Genomic DNA, 17992 nt, shown 5'->3' on the forward strand with positions numbered 1-17992 from the left:
CGAGGATACGACCATGTTAATGAGTAAGGCCGAATATGCACGGCATTGTGGCGTAAGCCGTCAGACAGTGTACGACTGGGTTAAGAAAGGTGAGGTGATTCTTTCTGGCGCGAAAATCGATGTCGCAGCGACCGAGCAGAAACGTGCTGGTGGAAATCATGCCAGCGATTCACCGTGGCCACATCGCACGATGGAAATGACGTGGAAACAGGCCGTTGAATGGGTGAGCCAACACGATGGCGAAAAACCTGATGAGGATAATCATGACGATCGCTTAACTCGTCTGGCGGCTGCTGCGGAGGAGTTGGGCTATGACGTTGATAGCAGCGAATACGACGAACAGGAATCCGTAATTGCTTTGTACATGGGCGGTAGTGTACGACACGAATTCTACGATGAAGGATGCGTGGATGCGGCGATCACTTTTTTACGGGCAGAACTTTTCTATGTCGCATTCCATGTTGATGATGAGGCTGATTGGAGTCCTCAGGGATTATCAGCATTGTGCTTACGGCAAGGCACCAAAATATAAACCACCAGCCAGGTGAAGGGCAGCAATCTTGACAGCTCTTGACGCTTTTGATCTGAGTATCACGCTAGGATGCGCAGAAATGCTAGGTTTGCCGTGAATCTTACCGTGATAGCGTCAAGAATCCCCCAATGTGTAAAGCGCTCATATAGAGATTTATATAGGTTATCGGCAGGATGTCGGGCGTAAATCAGCGCGTTCCTCAATTCTGAGGAATCGTTATCACTTTGTCTTATCAGTCAGTTATCAGATATGCCTCACCCCACCGGTGGCATTAGACACCTGTAAAGCGCCCGACCATTAATGTGTAAAGTGTCCGACCAAAAAAACGGTCGTGAAACTGGACGGTCGGACAAAATCGCTATGCCAAAAATCAATTCTTCAAATTGAAAATCAAATTGCCCGCCAATTGAAATCAATTTGCTGATATTGCCGCAAAACCGCGTGAGAGCTGGCTTTGTGCTTTGCTGGTGGCTTTTTACTGGCTGGCTCTGTAGTAGCTGGTGGGCTTAATGGATTGGGTAAGCAGTCATTTAATCAGCGGGAAAGTGTCAATTTGCGCGACCAGTACGATGTATAGAAATGCTAAGGTTTGCTGTATCGGAATGTATCGGCTTTGCTGGTGGATGTGCAGAGTTCGTTCCTAACTAATCATAAAGGTCCAGCCAAAAACGAACCTGATACGTGCTTCCACTTTGCTGGGACTTCAATAGATGCGCCCATGTGTTTACAACAACCGAAGATCGCACTTATGAAGTGGGCACTATAAACATAGTGTAATTGTGTCCCAATTTTATCGTGAATTCTGAAAGCATTTAAAAAATCATGAATTTTTGTAGAGAGATTTCAAAGGAGTTGAATTTTGTTAATTAAGGATTGTGGAAAAGCGTTACTCAAAATTGAACAATGTTTTTATCGGTGCTATATTACGTTTAAGTAATCAGTGACGCATGGAAAAACGCCGATGCCATGCAGACCACCGAAAGGTGGACCGATGAGGAAGAACGCTGAGCACTATGGTTTATTCGCATTAAATTGTGGAAAACCGCTCAGGGTGGCGTACCTCCATTGATTACGCCCTATAAAGGCCGTCTTTTGATGGCACGAACTTTGGCCTCGGGTGCGTGATACGCAGTTACCGGGGCCAAGTCGTATATAGAGATCTCAATAATTGCCATCCCGAAAAATCGGTTTTTTCCTATCATTATCCCTTTCTGATCGTTCAAGATGATGCCCTGCTGTTCGTGCCCCTTGTTTATGGCCACGATACTTTGTGATGAATATGACGCTGCTAGTATCACAGCAACATCTTCCCAACTGAGCCCATCACTACTACGTGATGATAAAACGTGCTGGATATGGCGTGGGTAGATTGTTATCCCTGGGCATGTTTGTGGTGGCCAATCGTTTTTTTCACATATCTGATTTAAATGGTTGAGCTGCTTTCTTGTCATCAGGTACGTCAACAACGGCGAGTTCCACTGTTCGTCATTGATCGGTTTCCCTGATGTCGATATGTCGTTAATTATTTCTGTAAAAAAGAAAAACGCATCCCGTAGCGCTTGATCGCCAATTGCCATTTTGATTCTCGTGATTAATTTTCCCCAATCATCACGGTGATGAAATATATAGTCAACACTACAAGATATATGATTTTACGTGTATGGCTTACTGATATTTATAAAACCCAAAAAAATCATATCGTTATGATTAAGAAACCGCTTTCTCACACAAGATTCAAATGCGGAACGATGTCCTTAAGGAGTTCTCATTAATCATGCATCTGCGATTTTATTATCATTACACTATTCATCGATTAAGTAGCTTGATGGTTGTGGCAAGCAACAGGCTGGAGGTGGCCCACGTTGATGTCACGAGAGGGGGCGGAACGCGCTTATTAAGACTGGCGTGAAATTTTGACTGATTATGACGGATTGCTTACGCCAATTCACTGCAAACCCTTATACAGATTGGTTTACAGCGTGATTACTCAAAAAAAACGTCTTAATTCTTCTCCGCCCTGTCCGCGCAATTTCACCAGGAAGTTAGACAGGGTTAGACGGATCGGGATAACGAAAAACGGGTAACGCCTTATCTGGCAAGCGATGTAGGCCAACAGCTACAAATTTCCGTCCAAAAAGCCGAGATAGTTTTATTTGCTTTTACATAATTGAGCGTGGCTTTTGAGCCTATCCTGCGCCAGAGCTGTAAGAAATAGTAACGCTATGAGCGTTACATGCCGGAAGATGGCTACTGGTGGAGCTATGCCACCAGCAACGGACACAAACAACGGTACAGACTCAGCCATGAATGCCGATATCATTCCTGTACATCTGATTATGAGAGGTAACTTTATGCGATGGAACGTGGCACTACTGACAGCATTACTACCGTTTTTTATTGCTGGCTGTTCATCGGGTATTTCCAATCAAAAGATTGAGCAAGATAAAAAATGGAATACCACGATGGCAGAAAAAAATAAAAAAATGCAGGCAGATCAGGAGCGGGCAGAAAGGGAAGAAATAGCAAAGCGTGAGAAGGAAGAGGCACGCATAGCTTCAATACCCCGCCAAAGATGCTACCTGCAAGCACCTGGTAGTGACCAAGTCGTTAAGAAGTTGCTCGATATTATCAATCGGGAGAATGTCACATGCCGATTGGATCGAGTCCCTGTCAAGGTAACACCGTTATGGCCGTCTGGTGTTCGCGAGGACAAATATGATGTACGGGTTAATGGACGAGATTTCTTTTATTTAGGTAAGAATGGTTTTATAGACCACATAGACTATCAGGCAACCGAGTGTCAGCCCCATGATATGCCGTGGAATACGCAAGGTATGGTATATAACAATTGTGTGGCTTACCTGGCTAAAGGGCTGCGCATGTGGGCAGCTATGACACGCGACAAGTCAATCTCAGACGAGACATTTCGCTCCTATTTATTCTATGCGAACCGGGTAGATTTTGGGGAATGGGCGCTTTTCCTTTGGCAGTATAAGCGCGCTCAATAGAACGCATCACCATATGAACCGGCTACAGAGCCGGTTTTTTTGTACCCACTCAAACGGTAACGGCAGCAGCGGATCATGATGTTGGTTCAATCAGGGGTTCGTGTTGGTTCAAAATGGCATGGTGTCGGTTCAGTTTTTGAGGAAATAGTTAGTTAAAACAACCGTCTTTACAAATTGAACCAACTGAACCGACTGAACTAACATACTTTTGCTTATATATGCGTTTTCAGAGAAGTGAACTATCGAACCGATCAGGGCTGTAAAGCTATAGTGTGAGCATAAAATAGCCAATAATCACCATGATTACCCCTGCAAAATATCCCCGGCATATCCCCGAAAAAACAAAGGAGTCGCGCTATTAACGCAACTCCTTGATATGTCTGGTGGCCCCTGCTGGACTTGAACCAGCGACCAAGCGATTATGAGTCGCCTGCTCTAACCACTGAGCTAAGGGGCCGAATGGGCGATGATTATACGGTAATGTGAGGGGGGAGGTCTATAGCCTATCTGTCGGGTGGTGGTTTTATACTCAAGATAGCTTGTTGTTATTCTTATCAGAATTTACGATGGCTGTAGTCAACGGAAGTAGGGAAAGACATGATTACCGATATTCTGGCCATGAATCTTCAGGTTGTTTTCTGCGGCATCAACCCTGGGCTGTCGACGGCTCATCACGGTTACCACTTCGCGAACCCCAGTAATCGCTTCTGGAAAGTGATTTATCAGGCAGGCTTTACCGAACGTTTGCTGGCACCCGCGGAAGAACAGCATCTGCTGGATACCGGATGTGGCATCACCATGCTGGTGGAGCGCCCAACGGTTGAAGCCACCGAACTGGGGCGAGACGAGCTGCTGCAAGGCGGCAATGCGATTGTTGAGAAGATGACGCGCTATCAGCCGCGTGCGCTGGCGGTATTAGGGAAGCAGGCGTTCAGTCAGGCGTTTGGTATCAAGAAGGTTTCGTGGGGGCGTCAGGAGCAGCGTATTGGCGAGACTCAGGTTTGGGTACTGCCGAACCCTAGCGGGTTGAATCGGGCGACGCTGGAGTCGCTGGTGGCATCTTATCAGGAACTGCATCAGGCGTTGCAGGATAAGGCGTAAATGCAGGCCGAGCGTGTTCTTAGAGGTAAAAAATAACCCCGGTGAACCGGGGTTATTTAGTGTGGCTATCTAACGTGCAGATTAGCTGAGGAATGAATTAATCATCCAGGAAGCTACGCAGCACTTCGGAACGGCTTGGGTGGCGCAGTTTACGCAGCGCTTTCGCTTCGATCTGACGAATACGTTCACGCGTAACGTCAAACTGTTTGCCCACTTCTTCCAGCGTATGGTCGGTGTTCATATCGATACCGAAACGCATGCGCAGGACTTTCGCTTCACGTGCGGTCAAGCCAGCCAGAACGTCGTGTGTCGCAGAACGCAGGCTTTCCGACGTGGCGGAATCCAGCGGCAGCTCCAGCGTCGTATCTTCGATGAAATCGCCCAAATGTGAATCTTCATCATCACCAATTGGGGTTTCCATTGAAATCGGCTCTTTCGCGATTTTCAGCACTTTACGGATCTTGTCTTCCGGCATCAGCATACGCTCAGCCAGCTCTTCCGGCGTCGGCTCGCGACCCATTTCCTGCAACATCTGACGAGAGATACGGTTCAGTTTGTTGATCGTCTCAATCATGTGTACCGGAATACGGATAGTACGCGCCTGATCGGCGATAGAACGCGTGATCGCCTGACGGATCCACCAGGTGGCATAGGTCGAGAACTTGTAGCCACGGCGATATTCAAACTTATCTACCGCTTTCATCAGACCGATGTTGCCTTCCTGAATCAGGTCGAGGAACTGCAAACCACGGTTGGTGTATTTCTTCGCGATAGAAATAACCAGACGGAGGTTAGCTTCCACCATTTCTTTCTTGGCGCGACGCGCTTTCGCTTCACCAATCGACATACGGCGGTTGATGTCTTTAACTTGCTCGATCGTCAGGCCAGTTTCTTCTTCGATCTGCTGCAGTTTTTGCAGGCTGCGGGTGACGTCTTCTTCAACATCATTCAGCTTTTCAGACCATGGCTTGCCCATGGCGACTGCTGCGGCAAACCAGGTGTTGTTGGTTTCATTGCCAGTGAACATCGTGACGAAGTTTTTCTTCGGCATTTTGCACTGTTCAACACACAACTTGATGATCAAACGTTCCTGAGTACGAACGCGATCCATCATGGAACGCATGCTGTTAACCAGGAAATCAAACTGTTTTGGCACCAGACGGAACTGTTTGAAGACTTCGGACAGATTCAGGATTTCCTGTGCTGCCAGCGCATGGCTACGACCGTGAGCTTTGATAACCTGACGAGTCGTTTCATATTGCTCACGCAGCTCGGTGAACTTCTCACGCGCCAGCTCAGGATCGATGCTGTTGTCGTCTTCTTCTTCTTCGTCGTCTTCTTCCTCGTCGTCATCGTCCATTTCTTCGCTCGAAAGCTCAGAACCAACGTGAGTCGCGGTAGGCGCAATGTCCTCTTCCGCATTAGGATCGACGAAGCCAGTAATCAGGTCGGACAGGCGGCTTTCGCCCGCTTCGACGCGGTCATACTGTTCCAGCAGGTAAGTAATGGCTTCAGGATACTCCGCAACAGAGCACTGAACCTGGTTGATACCGTCTTCAATACGCTTGGCGATATCGATCTCGCCTTCGCGCGTCAACAGTTCAACGGTACCCATTTCACGCATGTACATGCGAACCGGGTCGGTGGTGCGACCAATTTCCGATTCAACACTGGATAGAACCTGCGCAGCAGCTTCTGCCGCATCTTCATCGGCATCATTGGTGTTTTCGGCTAGCAACAGATCGTCTGCATCCGGTGCTTCTTCCATCACCTGGATGCCCATGTCGTTAATCATCTGGATGATATCTTCGATCTGATCCGAGTCGATGATATCTTCCGGCAGATGGTCATTGACCTCAGCATAGGTCAGGTAGCCTTGCTCCTTACCACGGGTGACAAGCAGCTTCAGCTGTGACTGCGGGTTTTGCTCCATAAGACGGTATCCACACTTCAGAGTATTTGGGTTGGTGTCGGTCAGCGTAGTTCGCTAACAATAGCATTAGGGGTATTTTTCTTATCGCCGCGGCCCCTGTAGCGGCTCTTTGCAGGGCTCAACCCTGCTATTTATCGGCAATTAAGCCTCTGTATCAGTGTTTTCTGGTCAACGCCAGTTGCAACGACCAAAGCTCTTTTTTTTCTTTGGCGTTGAGCCCATGCGTTCTGTCACGGGCAATCAATGTTTCTTGTCGCTGTTTCAACAGCTGATCGTAGAGCTCTGCCAGACTGATTCTGAACTTCTCGTCGAGCTCTTCCTCTACGATCATATGGTTCCATGAAGCCATAGTTTCAAGCTGCTTGCGGTACTTGCTGTCGCGATATTTTTCCAACAGCAGACCCATGTTCATCCCAGGGCTGGCATTGCAGGTTTTCACCAAGTCCTGAAACAGGGATAAACCCGCCACTTTGTCTTCTTCAATGCCTTCCAGCGCGAGGTCAGGCACCTCTGCTGCCAGTCTTGGGTTTTGTACTAAAAGCCCTATAAGTATACGCATAGTTGTGACTTTTAGTTGCGGCGGCTGGTAGGATTGAGCCTGCTCAGCCACTTTTGGGAGCAGTCTGTCCAACTGGCTGTCGTCCAAAATGCCCAGCTTGTTGCCGAGCTGCTGGCGCAAATACAGCCGCAGCGTTTCTCCCGGTACCTGGCCTATCAGCGGCAGTGCCAGCGTGCTGAGCTTGGTACGGCCATCGGGTGAACTCATGTCCACCTGCTGTTGCAGCGTTTCAAACAGAAACTGCGACAGCGGCAGGGCCTGTTCCATGCGCTGTTCAAAGGCGACTTTGCCTTCTTGACGCACCAGCGTATCGGGATCTTCACCGTCCGGCAGGAACATAAAGCGTAGCTGACGACCATCGTTCAAATAGGGTAGCGCAGTTTCCAGCGCACGCCATGCCGCTTCGCGTCCGGCACGGTCTCCGTCGTAACAACACACCACCAGATCGGTGGCGCGAAATAGTAACTGAATGTGATCGGCGGTCGTGGAGGTACCCAGCGATGCCACCGCATAATCAATACCAAACTGCGCCAGCGCCACCACATCCATATAGCCTTCAACAACCAAAAGTCGCTTGAGCTCTGGGTGATTTTGCTGCGCTTCATAAAGGCCGTACAGCTGGCGACCTTTATGAAAAATTTCTGTTTCCGGCGAGTTAAGGTACTTTGGTGTACCGTCGCCTAATACGCGTCCGCCGAAGGCAATGACTCGTCCCCGTTTGTCGCGGATGGGGAACATCACACGCTCGCGGAAGCGGTCGTACATCCGGCCCTGATCGTTAGTCACCAGCATGCCGGCATCGTTCAATGTGCTGCGATCGTCATCATTGCGGCCAAAGCGCTTTAAAACGTTATCCCAGCCGGGCGGGGCGAAGCCAATCGCAAAATGGCTGATTACTTCTGCGCTTAAACCGCGCTGTTGCAGATACTGCAACGCTGGCGCACCGACTGATTGGCTTAATGCTTGTTGATAAAACCCGCTGAGCTGTCCCATCAATTCGTACAGACTTTGCCGTTGGTGACGCTCTAACTGGGTTGGGCCAGTGCCGGTTTCATAAGGCACTTCGAGGCCGTATTGGGTGGCAAGTTCTTCAATGGTTTCAACGAATTCGAGACGATCGTAATTCATCAAAAAGTCTATGGCGTTGCCGTGTGCGCCACAGCCAAAACAGTGATAGAACTGTTTGTCACCGTTTACGGTGAATGAGGGGGTTTTCTCGTGATGGAACGGGCAGCACGCATGGTAATTTTTGCCCTGCTTTTTCAGTTTGACGCGCGCGTCAATGAGATCGACGATGTCGGTGCGAGCCAGCAGGTCATTAATAAATACGCGTGGGATTCGTCCAGCCATAAGCCCCTGGTGTATACCCTTCTGTAAGGTGATTACATTGGATATAGCTTATAAACGACAACAAGCCGCGCTTCCTTTCGGAAAGCACGGCCTTACGTATGCAACTGCTAAGTCTGCGGATTAATCACGCGTTGGAGGGAAACCCTCCTGAAAATTAATACAGACGAGTGCGGCGTGCGTTTTCTCGAGCCAATTTCTTCGCGTGACGTTTCACTGCAGAAGCTTTAGCGCGCTTACGTTCGGTCGTTGGTTTTTCATAAAACTCACGACGACGAACTTCAGCCAGAACGCCTGCTTTTTCACAGGAACGTTTGAAGCGACGCAGAGCTACGTCGAACGGCTCGTTTTCACGTACTTTAATTACCGGCATGTGCCTCTCACCTCAATAAATTCGGTTTGCCGCTGGCCTTGTGCCAGCCTTTTCAAAATGGTGCGGAATTCTACTGCAAACGTGACGCCTTTGTAAAGCATTGCGGTGATCATAAAACACCCAACCGCGGCCAGAGCAGAAATCAGGCCGCTTATGGTAGACTATCCACAGTTTGAAGCAAGCGACATTCAACGGGCGCTTGTATCGTCATCAAAGTTAGGAACAGCAATGCGCGTATTGGGTATCGAAACATCCTGTGATGAAACCGGCGTGGCCATTTATGACACAGAGACCGGTTTGCTCGCCAATCAGTTATACAGTCAGGTTAAATTACATGCTGATTACGGCGGCGTAGTGCCTGAACTTGCCTCACGCGACCACGTGCGTAAAACGGTTCCGTTAATTCAGGCGGCGCTGCGCGAAGCAGGGCTACAGGCTGACGATATCGATGGCGTGGCTTACACCGCTGGCCCTGGTTTGGTTGGCGCGCTATTAGTGGGCGCGACGATCGGTAGGTCATTGGCATTCGCCTGGGGTGTGCCGGCGATTCCTGTGCATCATATGGAAGGGCATTTGCTGGCACCGATGTTGGAAGATAACCCGCCAGCGTTTCCCTTCGTGGCGCTGCTGGTTTCTGGTGGCCATACGCAGCTCATCAGCGTGACGGGCATTGGTGAATATCGCCTGCTGGGCGAGTCGATTGATGACGCAGCGGGTGAAGCGTTTGATAAAACAGCGAAGCTGCTGGGGCTGGATTATCCCGGTGGCCCAATGCTGTCGAAAATGGCGCAGGCGGGGGATTCCCAACGCTTCACGTTTCCACGCCCGATGACCGATCGGCCGGGGCTGGATTTCAGCTTCTCTGGGCTAAAAACGTTTGCGGCTAATACGATTCGTAGCAACGGCGATGACGATCAAACACGTGCCGATATTGCACGTGCCTTTGAAGATGCCGTTGTAGATACGCTGGCGATAAAATGTCGTCGTGCGCTGGATGAGACGGGCTTTAAACGACTGGTCATGGCAGGGGGCGTCAGCGCAAACCGGACGCTGCGCCAGCGCTTGGGTGAAGTGATGGCGAAACGCGGTGGTGAAGTGTTTTATGCACGCCCTGAATTCTGCACAGATAATGGCGCGATGATTGCCTATGCGGGCAGTGTACGTCTGGTTCATGGCGCGAGCCAGACGCTGGGCGTATCCGTTCGGCCACGTTGGCCATTGGCTGAATTGCCTGCGGTATGAGGCTTTAAACGCATAGTCGCTACGTGTAGCGGGTCTACACGTAGCGGAAAACGTAGTAAAAAATACGTAGCAAAGAACGAATTACAAAAAACGGTAGCGGACGAGCGGATTACAGCTCTTGTTCGAAGAGCACCAGAATAGCTTCGTAGAGTTGTTTGACGCTGAAGCCTCTTGCCGGGGTGGTAAAGATGGTGTCATCACCCGCGATGGTGCCGAGAATACCTTCTGACTTACCAAGTGAGTCCAGCAGGCGAGCAATGAGCTGCGCGGCTCCAGGGCTGGTATGGATCACGACAACGGCATCATTGTAATCTACGTCCAGCACAAGGTTCTTCAGCGGGCTGGACGTCGTTGGAACGCCAAGCTCGGCAGGGAGACAATACACCATCTCCATTTTGGCATTGCGCGTGCGCACGGCACCAAATTTCGTTAGCATGCGTGACACCTTGGATTGGTTGATGTTTTCAAATCCTTCGTCTTGCAATGCCTGAACAATTTCACTTTGAGAGCTGAACTTCTCTTCCTTTAACAGCGCTTTGAACGCTTTAACGAGGTCTTCTTGTTTTGTCGAATTTCGCATTCTGCACCGGATTAATTGTTATGGTTAATCTTCCTATTATGCAGTTGTGTGAATTTTTATGCAATTAAATCGCGTATAATTCCAGTCCCTTTCACCAGATATGCGTTAGTCGCTGTTTTCAAAAAAAATCGACTCTCGGGTAGTCCGAAAAATGCGTCCTGCGTCACATAAAAGTAAATCAAATGTTATCAGAATGATGTTGTTTGGACGCCATCGATCGGTGTAATGTAGCGCACAGGTTAATCGCACGTGAATGAACACCGCGTTATAGCTCAATAGCTTATTAACTTTACTTACCTTTCAAACGAATGGTTGTTTTTGATTTATTATTAGAGACATAGCGTATTTTTTGTCTCTCATGTCATTTGTAGAAAGATAAGTAGGTTGCTCGTACCCCCATTTTTATATTCTGTTTATAACCAAATGAATTCACGGCACTTTTTTATTTTATGATAATAAGGAGTTTAGGATGAAAGTTGCAGTTCTCGGAGCAGCAGGTGGTATCGGTCAGGCACTCGCACTCCTCCTCAAAACCCAGCTTCCTTCAGGTTCAGAACTATCCCTTTACGATATCGCCCCAGTAACCCCGGGTGTTGCCGTCGATCTGAGCCATATTCCTACAGCAGTGAAGATCAAAGGCTATAGCGGTGAAGATGCTAAACCAGCGCTTGTTGGTGCAGATATCGTGCTGATCTCCGCAGGTGTGGCACGTAAACCTGGGATGGATCGTTCCGATCTGTTCAACGTCAATGCTGGCATTGTGCGTAATCTGGTTGAGCAAATTGCGGTTACTTGCCCGAAAGCCTGTATCGGTATCATCACCAACCCGGTGAATACGACCGTTGCCATTGCAGCCGAAGTGCTGAAAAAAGCTGGCGTATACGACAAAAACAAACTGTTCGGCGTCACAACGCTGGATATTATCCGTTCCAACACGTTCGTTGCTGAGCTGAAAGGCAAACAGCCGCAGGATATTAATGTGCCTGTTATCGGCGGACACTCTGGTGTGACGATCCTGCCTCTTCTGTCTCAGGTTCCTGGTATCAGCTTCAGCGAGCAGGAAGTGGCCGATCTGACCAAGCGCATCCAGAATGCGGGCACCGAGGTTGTTGAAGCTAAAGCAGGTGGCGGATCGGCAACGCTGTCGATGGGGCAGGCTGCGGCACGCTTTGGTCTGTCTCTGGTTCGTGCGCTGCAAGGCGAAAGCGGTGTGGTGGAATGTGCATACGTTGAAAGTGATGGCAAATATGCCCGCTTCTTCGCTCAACCGATTCTGTTAGGCAAAGACGGCGTCGCCGAGCGTAAAGACATCGGTACATTAAGCGCTTTTGAGCAAAATGCGCTGAACAGCATGCTGGATACGCTGAAGCAGGATATTGAGTTAGGCGAGACGTTCATCAAGAATTAATCATTGAGATTCTTGTAATACGTGACGTTGAATAAAAAGCCGGAGATCGATATCTCCGGCTTTTCTTTTTTAATCGGGACGGATGAGTCTTTTTCTGTCGATAAGCTCATTGGTTTCTGGATTGTAGTACCGGCTGGGCCAAATCTCTGAAGGGTGAATACCCAGCGCATCGGCAATAAGCCATTCCCCCTTGGGCCAAGGGCGTGAGAGCGCATTAGCTAACGTCGATGAGCTTAATCCGGCCGCTCGCGATACCGCCGCCAGCGTCGTGTTTTTCTTGCGCAGTGCAGCAATGATATCTGCGGGATGCCAGTCTTGTTTCCTTAAAATCATAATCCTTCCCTTATTTGCTATAAGACGACTGTCGATTAGTGGTATAAATAACGGATGTTAGTTATATGCCGAACTAACATGACATTATTATTTGGAAATAATATAGCATTAATTTTCCTTAAAATTCTCAATTAATTTCCAAATAAGCGCGTTTTTGTTAGGGATGGCACTATCAGGATGAAAGGCAATGAAAAAAGAGTGGTTTGCTACCAGCGAATTGGTTGGAGTCGGCGGCCTTCCGAAATCAAGACAAGGATTAAATAAGCGCGCCCGCGAGGATGGATGGGAGAAACGTCGCCGTAAAGGCGTCCAGGGAAGAGGAGTGGAGTACTCAATTCACAGCTTGCCGGATACGGTAAAGAAATCCCTATTACTCGAAATCGAGCCTTCCGCCTACTCGGCGAAACAGCCTGCGGCACTGGCCGTATGGATGCAGATTTACCAGCAACTATCTGAAAAAGAAAGAGATGATCTAATCGCTTATATTCTGCGAGTCGGGGTGTCCTCCACGCTGAGTCAGTTGGGTATTACGCCATCGGATGAGGAGCCAATCTCATCAATGGGCATTGACTGAGCTACCGAGGGTGAACTCTTAGATTGCTGACGTTGGTGGTAAAAAGGAACCTGTATTGTCTTTCGCTTTACCGTATTGCTTCTGGCCGCGATGTTGCAGCATCGCGCTGGATTTAATCATTTCTTTATTACTTAGGTGTGTCGGTAACGTGTAAAAGTTAGCGGTTTAGGTAATTATAGTCTATTATATGGAAACTTTTGGGCGAGTTGACGTAATGCCTGTTCAAAACAAACAAGGGAGTGACGAGTATGGACAAAGAATGGTTTGCAACAAGTGAGCTGGTTGGCGTAGGTGGATTGCCTAAGTCGCCGCAGGGGTTGAACAAGCGGGCGCGAGACGACGGTTGGGAAAAGCGCAGGCGGAAAGGGGTTCAAGGGCGCGGTGTCGAATATTCTATTCGCAGTTTGCCGAACGAGGTCAGGAACTCTCTACTGGTAAAAGAGAATCCGCCAACCGAATATTATCGTATAGATAATGAGCCGACCCTGCTGTCATCGTGGGTGCATATTTTCCATCAACTTTCCGTTGATGAACGAACCCGGCTGATTAATTTCATCTTGCGTGAAGGGACAATAGCGATGTTGTCTCGGCTGGATGATGTCACAATCGACCAGACTGCCTAAGTCTGGCGAACGAGTAGCGCTGCAAGACAGCGCTACTTATGAACCAACGATCTTATCTTATAAGAACCTTACACCACGTTAGAAATCGCGCTGTACGGCTAAATGGGCAAGGCCCTCGAGCGCCATGCGGTATGGTGTTTCCGGCAGTTGCTGCAGTGCGCTAATTGCCTTATCTGCCTCTTCTTCGGCACGCTGGCGCGTATAATCAAGTGAACCACATTGCTGCATGGCGGAAAGAACCGGTTCTAGCAGATGACGCCCGTTTCCTTCTTCAATGGCCTTGCGAATCAGCGAGCTCTGTTCTGCATTTCCATGACGCATCGCATGCAGTAACGGCAGCGTTGGCTTGCCTTCATTGAGGTCATCGCCCGTGTTTTTGCCCAGCGTTTTGCCGTCTGCGCTGTAGTCGAGTAGATCGTCAATTAACTGGAATGCGGTGCCCAGGTAGCGGCCATAGTCCTGAAGCGCTTTTTCTTGCTCTGGCGTCGCGCCGGCAAGGATGGATGAAGATTGCGCTGCGGCTTCAAATAAACGCGCCGTTTTACTGTAAATGACGCGCATGTAGCTTTCTTCAGTGATATCCGGGTCGTTGCAGTTCATTAGCTGCAAGACTTCGCCTTCAGCAATCACGTTCACTGCTTCTGACATCAGCGCCAGCACGCGTAACGATTCGAGGCTGGTCATCATCTGGAAGGCGCGGGTATAAATGAAATCCCCAACCAACACGCTCGCTGCGTTGCCAAAGGCGGCATTGGCTGTCGCTTTACCCCGACGCATGTCGGATTCGTCTACCACATCATCATGTAGCAGCGTTGCGGTGTGGATAAATTCGATCAGTGCGGCGACGGTGACATGCTTATCACCGTTATAATCGAGGGCTCTGGCCGCAAGCACAGCAATCATCGGGCGTATACGTTTTCCACCACCGCTGATGATGTAATGTCCAAGCTGGTTTATCAAAACGACGTCGGAATTCAGCTGTTCAAGAATGACGTTATTAACAGCCGCCATATCCTGCGCAGTCAATGCTGTAATTTGTTCTAGATTCATGGTTTGTGCCAACGTATGTCTTCAACACTGCCGTAAGATTGCTGTTGCATATCGGCAAGACGGAACTTATTGGGCCGATTGTACTTGAAAAATGAGAGAGATAAACGGCAGTTGATACGTTGTATTCTTTTTCTTCACATCCGTTGATTATGCACTTGTCATCCTCAGTATTTTTGCGTAGAATTCGCGCCCTATTATGAATATTTATAGCGCGCTCTGAAACCTATTAACGGGTGCGCGGAAAGCGGAGTTTTATATGTACGCAGTTTTCCAAAGTGGTGGTAAACAACACCGAGTAAGCGAAGGTCAAACCGTTCGCTTGGAAAAGCTGGACATCGCAACTGGTGAAGCCGTTGAGTTTGACCAAGTTCTGATGGTTGCCAACGGTGAAGAAATCAAAATCGGCGTTCCTTTTGTCGATGGCGGTAAAATCAAAGCTGAAGTTGTTGCTCATGGTCGTGGCGAAAAGGTGAAGATCGTTAAGTTCCGTCGCCGTAAACACTACCGTAAGCAAGCAGGCCACCGTCAGTGGTTCACTGACGTGAAAATTACCGGCATCAGCGCTTAAGATTAGGAGAGCGGATTAAATGGCACACAAGAAAGCTGGCGGTTCAACCCGTAACGGTCGTGACTCTAACGCACAACGTCTGGGCGTAAAACGTTTTGGCGGCGAAAGTGTTCTGGCTGGTAACATCATCGTTCGTCAACGTGGTACTAAATTCCACGCAGGAACTAACGTTGGCTGCGGGAAAGATCACACTCTGTTCGCTTTGACTGATGGTAAAGTTCAGTTTGAAGTTAAAGGCCCAAAAAACCGTAAATTTATCAGCATCGTTGCTGAATAATTTTTCGCGTTAGGTCTTACGGATTTAAGCCCCGCAATTCTTTGCGGGGCTTTTTACATTCTGATTCTGAGTAAACCATCTGGATAAGTATGAATACTAAACAACAGACGGGTATCGGTCTGTGTCTGGCGCTGACTACGGCTGTTTGCTGGGGGGCGTTACCGATAGCCATGAAACAGGTTCTGGTGGTAATGGAACCTTATACGATTGTTTGGTATCGCTTTTTTATCGCTTCGATTGGACTCGGCATTATTCTGTCATCCCGTAAGAAGTTGCCGCCAATGCGGGTTTTCCGGCATCGGCGCTGGTGGGTTCTGCTACTGATTGCGACGGCTGGACTACTGGGTAACTTTGTTTTCTTTAGCTCGTCTCTGCAATATCTGAGTCCAACAGCGTCTCAGGTTATCGGGCAACTTTCGCCTGTAGGCATGATGTTCGCCAGCGTACTTATCCTAAAGGAAAAGATGCGCGGCACGCAGGTCATTGGCGCGATCATGCTGATTTGCGGTCTGCTTCTGTTCTTTAATACCAGCCTGATTGAGATTTTTACCCGGCTGACTGACTACACGCTGGGCGTGCTGCTGGGTGTTTGCGCCTCGGCGGTATGGGTATCCTATGGTGTAGCGCAGAAAGTTCTATTGCGACGTCTGACATCGCAGCAGATTCTGTTTCTGTTATATGTGTTGTGCGTCGTCTTTATCACGCCTTTTGCCAAGCTTGAAGTTATTTTTCAACTGAGCAACTGGCAGCTTATTTGTCTGCTATTTTGCGGTGCGAATACGTTGATTGGTTATGGCGCTCTGGCAGAGGCAATGGCCCGCTGGCAGGCATCACAGGTTAGTGCTGTCATTACCTTGACGCCGTTGTTTACGCTGCTGTTTTCCGATCTATTGGCATTAGGATGGCCGACTTTCTTTGCTGCGCCAGTGCTGAATTGGATCGGCTATGTGGGAGCCTTTGTCGTTGTTGCGGGCGCAATGTTTTCCGCTATCGGGCATCGCCTCTTACCCGGCAAGAAAGAACCCGTGCCGCCATTGATGGTGCGGAAATAGCCTAAAAGAAAGCGTATTGCAGCGGTCACGGCCGCCTTTTGACATACTGCATGTGTTGTTTATTTTTAATACAGATGAAATTATTGGAGCAGGCAGGTACAATCCGCTCCTTTGCTGGAATGCGTTCTGGTGCGTCAGTTTTTTAATGGTGAGTAGAACTACGCTACATGCCGTAAAATCAAAAAGTTACGCCAAGAAGAACCAATAACAAGCCTAAAACACGTAGATATTCTCTATTGGTTTTTTGCGGAGAGAATCAATGAAGTTTGTAGATGAAGCCACAATTCTCGTTGTGGCAGGCGATGGCGGTAACGGTTGTGTCAGCTTTCGCCGTGAAAAATATATTCCCAACGGCGGTCCGGACGGTGGTGACGGCGGCGATGGCGGTGACGTTTATCTGCTGGCAGACGAAAACCTGAACACGCTGATTGACTATCGTTTTGAAAAATCCTTCCGCGCTGAGCGTGGACAAAACGGGCAAAGTCGTGACTGTACGGGTAAACGCGGCAAAGATATTACGATTAAAGTCCCTGTTGGTACCCGTGTTCTGGATCAGGGAACCGGCGAGGTGCTGGGCGATATGACGCGCCATCAGCAGAGCCTGATGGTAGCGAAAGGTGGCTGGCATGGTTTAGGTAACACGCGTTTTAAATCGTCCGTCAACCGTGCTCCTCGTCAGAAGACCAGCGGTACGAAAGGCGAAGAGCGTGAGCTGACGCTGGAACTGCTGTTGCTGGCTGACGTGGGCATGCTTGGCCTGCCTAACGCAGGCAAGTCGACCTTTATCCGCGCAGTATCAGCAGCGAAGCCGAAAGTGGCTGATTATCCGTTTACTACATTAGTGCCGAGTCTTGGTGTTGTCCGTATGGATAGCGAGCAGAGCTTTGTTGTGGCGGATATCCCTGGTTTGATTGAAGGTGCATCTGAAGGCGCTGGGTTAGGGATTCGTTTCCTGAAACACCTTGAACGCTGCCGTGTACTGTTGCATCTGGTTGATTTAGCACCGATTGATGAGTCAGACCCGATTGAAAATGCCAAAATCATTATCAACGAGTTAGAGCAGTATGGCGCGGGTTTGGCAGAAAAACCGCGTTGGCTGGTTTTCAACAAGGTTGATTTGATCGACAAGGCTGAAGCGGAAAAACGTGCCAAAGAGATTGCGGCTGCGCTTGGCTGGGATGATAAATACTATCTGATTTCTGCAGCGAACCGTGAAGGCGTCAACCCACTTTGCTGGGATGTGATGAACTTCCTGAAAGCCAATCCGAAAGTAACGGCGATTGCCGAAAGCGCACCGGAAAAAGTGGAGTTCATGTGGGATGATTATCACCGCGAACAGCTGGCTGAAATAGAAAAAGAAGCCGAAGAAGAGTGGGATGATGACTGGGACGATGAAGATGATGAAGGTGTTGAAATCATCTATCAAAAATAA

18 protein-coding genes and 1 tRNA gene are annotated in these 17992 nt (G+C 48.9%); 11 read left to right on the plus strand and 8 right to left on the minus strand.

What is annotated here, in order from left to right; translation table 11 throughout:
* Positions 1-13 precede the first annotated feature (13 nt).
* Positions 14-532: an AlpA family transcriptional regulator gene (locus HP572_RS00555; RefSeq protein WP_240584492.1), complete on the plus strand. Its 519-nt coding sequence runs from the start codon at positions 14-16 to the stop codon at positions 530-532.
* A gap of 1076 nt (positions 533-1608) precedes the next feature.
* On the opposite strand, the gene HP572_RS00560 is transcribed toward HP572_RS00555, so the two are convergent.
* Complete coding sequence (locus HP572_RS00560) at positions 1609-2109, minus strand: hypothetical protein (RefSeq protein WP_240584493.1); 501 nt, start codon at positions 2107-2109, stop codon at positions 1609-1611.
* 684 nt (positions 2110-2793) lie between these two features.
* Between HP572_RS00560 and HP572_RS00565 the strand changes: the two genes are divergently transcribed.
* Positions 2794-3540, plus strand: coding sequence for a hypothetical protein (locus HP572_RS00565; RefSeq protein WP_224072566.1), 747 nt, complete (start codon positions 2794-2796; stop codon positions 3538-3540).
* Between the two features lie 381 nt (positions 3541-3921).
* Here HP572_RS00565 and HP572_RS00570 read toward each other — a convergent pair.
* Positions 3922-3997: transfer RNA gene (locus HP572_RS00570), tRNA-Ile, on the minus strand.
* Positions 3998-4137: 140 nt separating this feature from the next.
* On the opposite strand from HP572_RS00570, the gene mug reads away from it, so the two are divergent.
* On the plus strand, positions 4138-4641 hold the full coding sequence (gene mug / locus HP572_RS00575; protein ID WP_240584494.1) for a G/U mismatch-specific DNA glycosylase: 504 nt from the start codon (positions 4138-4140) through the stop codon (positions 4639-4641).
* 97 nt (positions 4642-4738) lie between these two features.
* On the opposite strand, the gene rpoD is transcribed toward mug, so the two are convergent.
* The 3 genes from rpoD to rpsU form a co-directional block, all read right to left on the minus strand.
* Complete coding sequence (rpoD, locus tag HP572_RS00580) at positions 4739-6574, minus strand: RNA polymerase sigma factor RpoD (protein WP_014914103.1); 1836 nt, start codon at positions 6572-6574, stop codon at positions 4739-4741.
* A gap of 154 nt (positions 6575-6728) precedes the next feature.
* Positions 6729-8483: a DNA primase gene (gene dnaG, locus HP572_RS00585; RefSeq protein WP_240584495.1), complete on the minus strand. Its 1755-nt coding sequence runs from the start codon at positions 8481-8483 to the stop codon at positions 6729-6731.
* A gap of 154 nt (positions 8484-8637) precedes the next feature.
* Positions 8638-8853, minus strand: a complete 216-nt coding sequence (gene rpsU / locus HP572_RS00590; protein WP_001144069.1) for a 30S ribosomal protein S21 — start codon at positions 8851-8853, stop codon at positions 8638-8640.
* 228 nt (positions 8854-9081) lie between these two features.
* On the opposite strand from rpsU, the gene tsaD reads away from it, so the two are divergent.
* Positions 9082-10095: a tRNA (adenosine(37)-N6)-threonylcarbamoyltransferase complex transferase subunit TsaD gene (gene tsaD / locus HP572_RS00595; protein ID WP_039274184.1), complete on the plus strand. Its 1014-nt coding sequence runs from the start codon at positions 9082-9084 to the stop codon at positions 10093-10095.
* A 109-nt stretch (positions 10096-10204) separates the two neighbouring features.
* Here the strand turns inward: tsaD and argR are convergent, their stop codons facing one another.
* Positions 10205-10675: a transcriptional regulator ArgR gene (gene argR / locus HP572_RS00600; protein WP_010283010.1), complete on the minus strand. Its 471-nt coding sequence runs from the start codon at positions 10673-10675 to the stop codon at positions 10205-10207.
* Positions 10676-11144: 469 nt separating this feature from the next.
* Between argR and mdh the strand changes: the two genes are divergently transcribed.
* Entirely contained in the window at positions 11145-12083 is a 939-nt protein-coding gene (gene mdh, locus HP572_RS00605; RefSeq protein ID WP_014914106.1) for a malate dehydrogenase, read from the plus strand.
* 69 nt (positions 12084-12152) lie between these two features.
* On the opposite strand, the gene HP572_RS00610 is transcribed toward mdh, so the two are convergent.
* A complete protein-coding gene (locus tag HP572_RS00610; protein WP_010283012.1) occupies positions 12153-12416 on the minus strand; it encodes a helix-turn-helix transcriptional regulator in 264 nt (87 codons plus the stop codon).
* Between the two features lie 187 nt (positions 12417-12603).
* Here HP572_RS00610 and HP572_RS00615 point away from each other — a divergent pair, with 187 nt between their 5' ends.
* Together HP572_RS00615 and HP572_RS00620 are read left to right on the plus strand one after the other, a co-directional pair.
* Positions 12604-12990, plus strand: a complete 387-nt coding sequence (locus HP572_RS00615) for a DNA-binding protein (protein WP_240584496.1) — start codon at positions 12604-12606, stop codon at positions 12988-12990.
* Positions 12991-13238: 248 nt separating this feature from the next.
* Entirely contained in the window at positions 13239-13613 is a 375-nt protein-coding gene (locus tag HP572_RS00620; protein WP_010283015.1) for a DNA-binding protein, read from the plus strand.
* Positions 13614-13691: 78 nt separating this feature from the next.
* Here HP572_RS00620 and ispB read toward each other — a convergent pair whose 3' ends face one another.
* A complete protein-coding gene (ispB, locus tag HP572_RS00625; RefSeq protein WP_010283025.1) occupies positions 13692-14663 on the minus strand; it encodes an octaprenyl diphosphate synthase in 972 nt (323 codons plus the stop codon).
* Between the two features lie 256 nt (positions 14664-14919).
* On the opposite strand from ispB, the gene rplU reads away from it, so the two are divergent.
* The 4 genes from rplU (at position 14920) to cgtA (ending at position 17992) form a co-directional block, all read left to right on the plus strand.
* On the plus strand, positions 14920-15231 hold the full coding sequence (rplU, locus tag HP572_RS00630; protein ID WP_010283026.1) for a 50S ribosomal protein L21: 312 nt from the start codon (positions 14920-14922) through the stop codon (positions 15229-15231).
* Between the two features lie 19 nt (positions 15232-15250).
* Positions 15251-15508: a 50S ribosomal protein L27 gene (gene rpmA, locus HP572_RS00635; protein ID WP_005971498.1), complete on the plus strand. Its 258-nt coding sequence runs from the start codon at positions 15251-15253 to the stop codon at positions 15506-15508.
* Between the two features lie 89 nt (positions 15509-15597).
* Positions 15598-16560, plus strand: a complete 963-nt coding sequence (locus tag HP572_RS00640) for a DMT family transporter (protein WP_205553667.1) — start codon at positions 15598-15600, stop codon at positions 16558-16560.
* Positions 16561-16819: 259 nt separating this feature from the next.
* Positions 16820-17992, plus strand: coding sequence for an Obg family GTPase CgtA (gene cgtA, locus HP572_RS00645; protein WP_039282291.1), 1173 nt, complete (start codon positions 16820-16822; stop codon positions 17990-17992).

This window comes from Pectobacterium sp. PL64, assembly GCF_022477975.1.
Taxonomy (GTDB): Bacteria; Pseudomonadota; Gammaproteobacteria; order Enterobacterales; family Enterobacteriaceae; genus Pectobacterium; species Pectobacterium jejuense.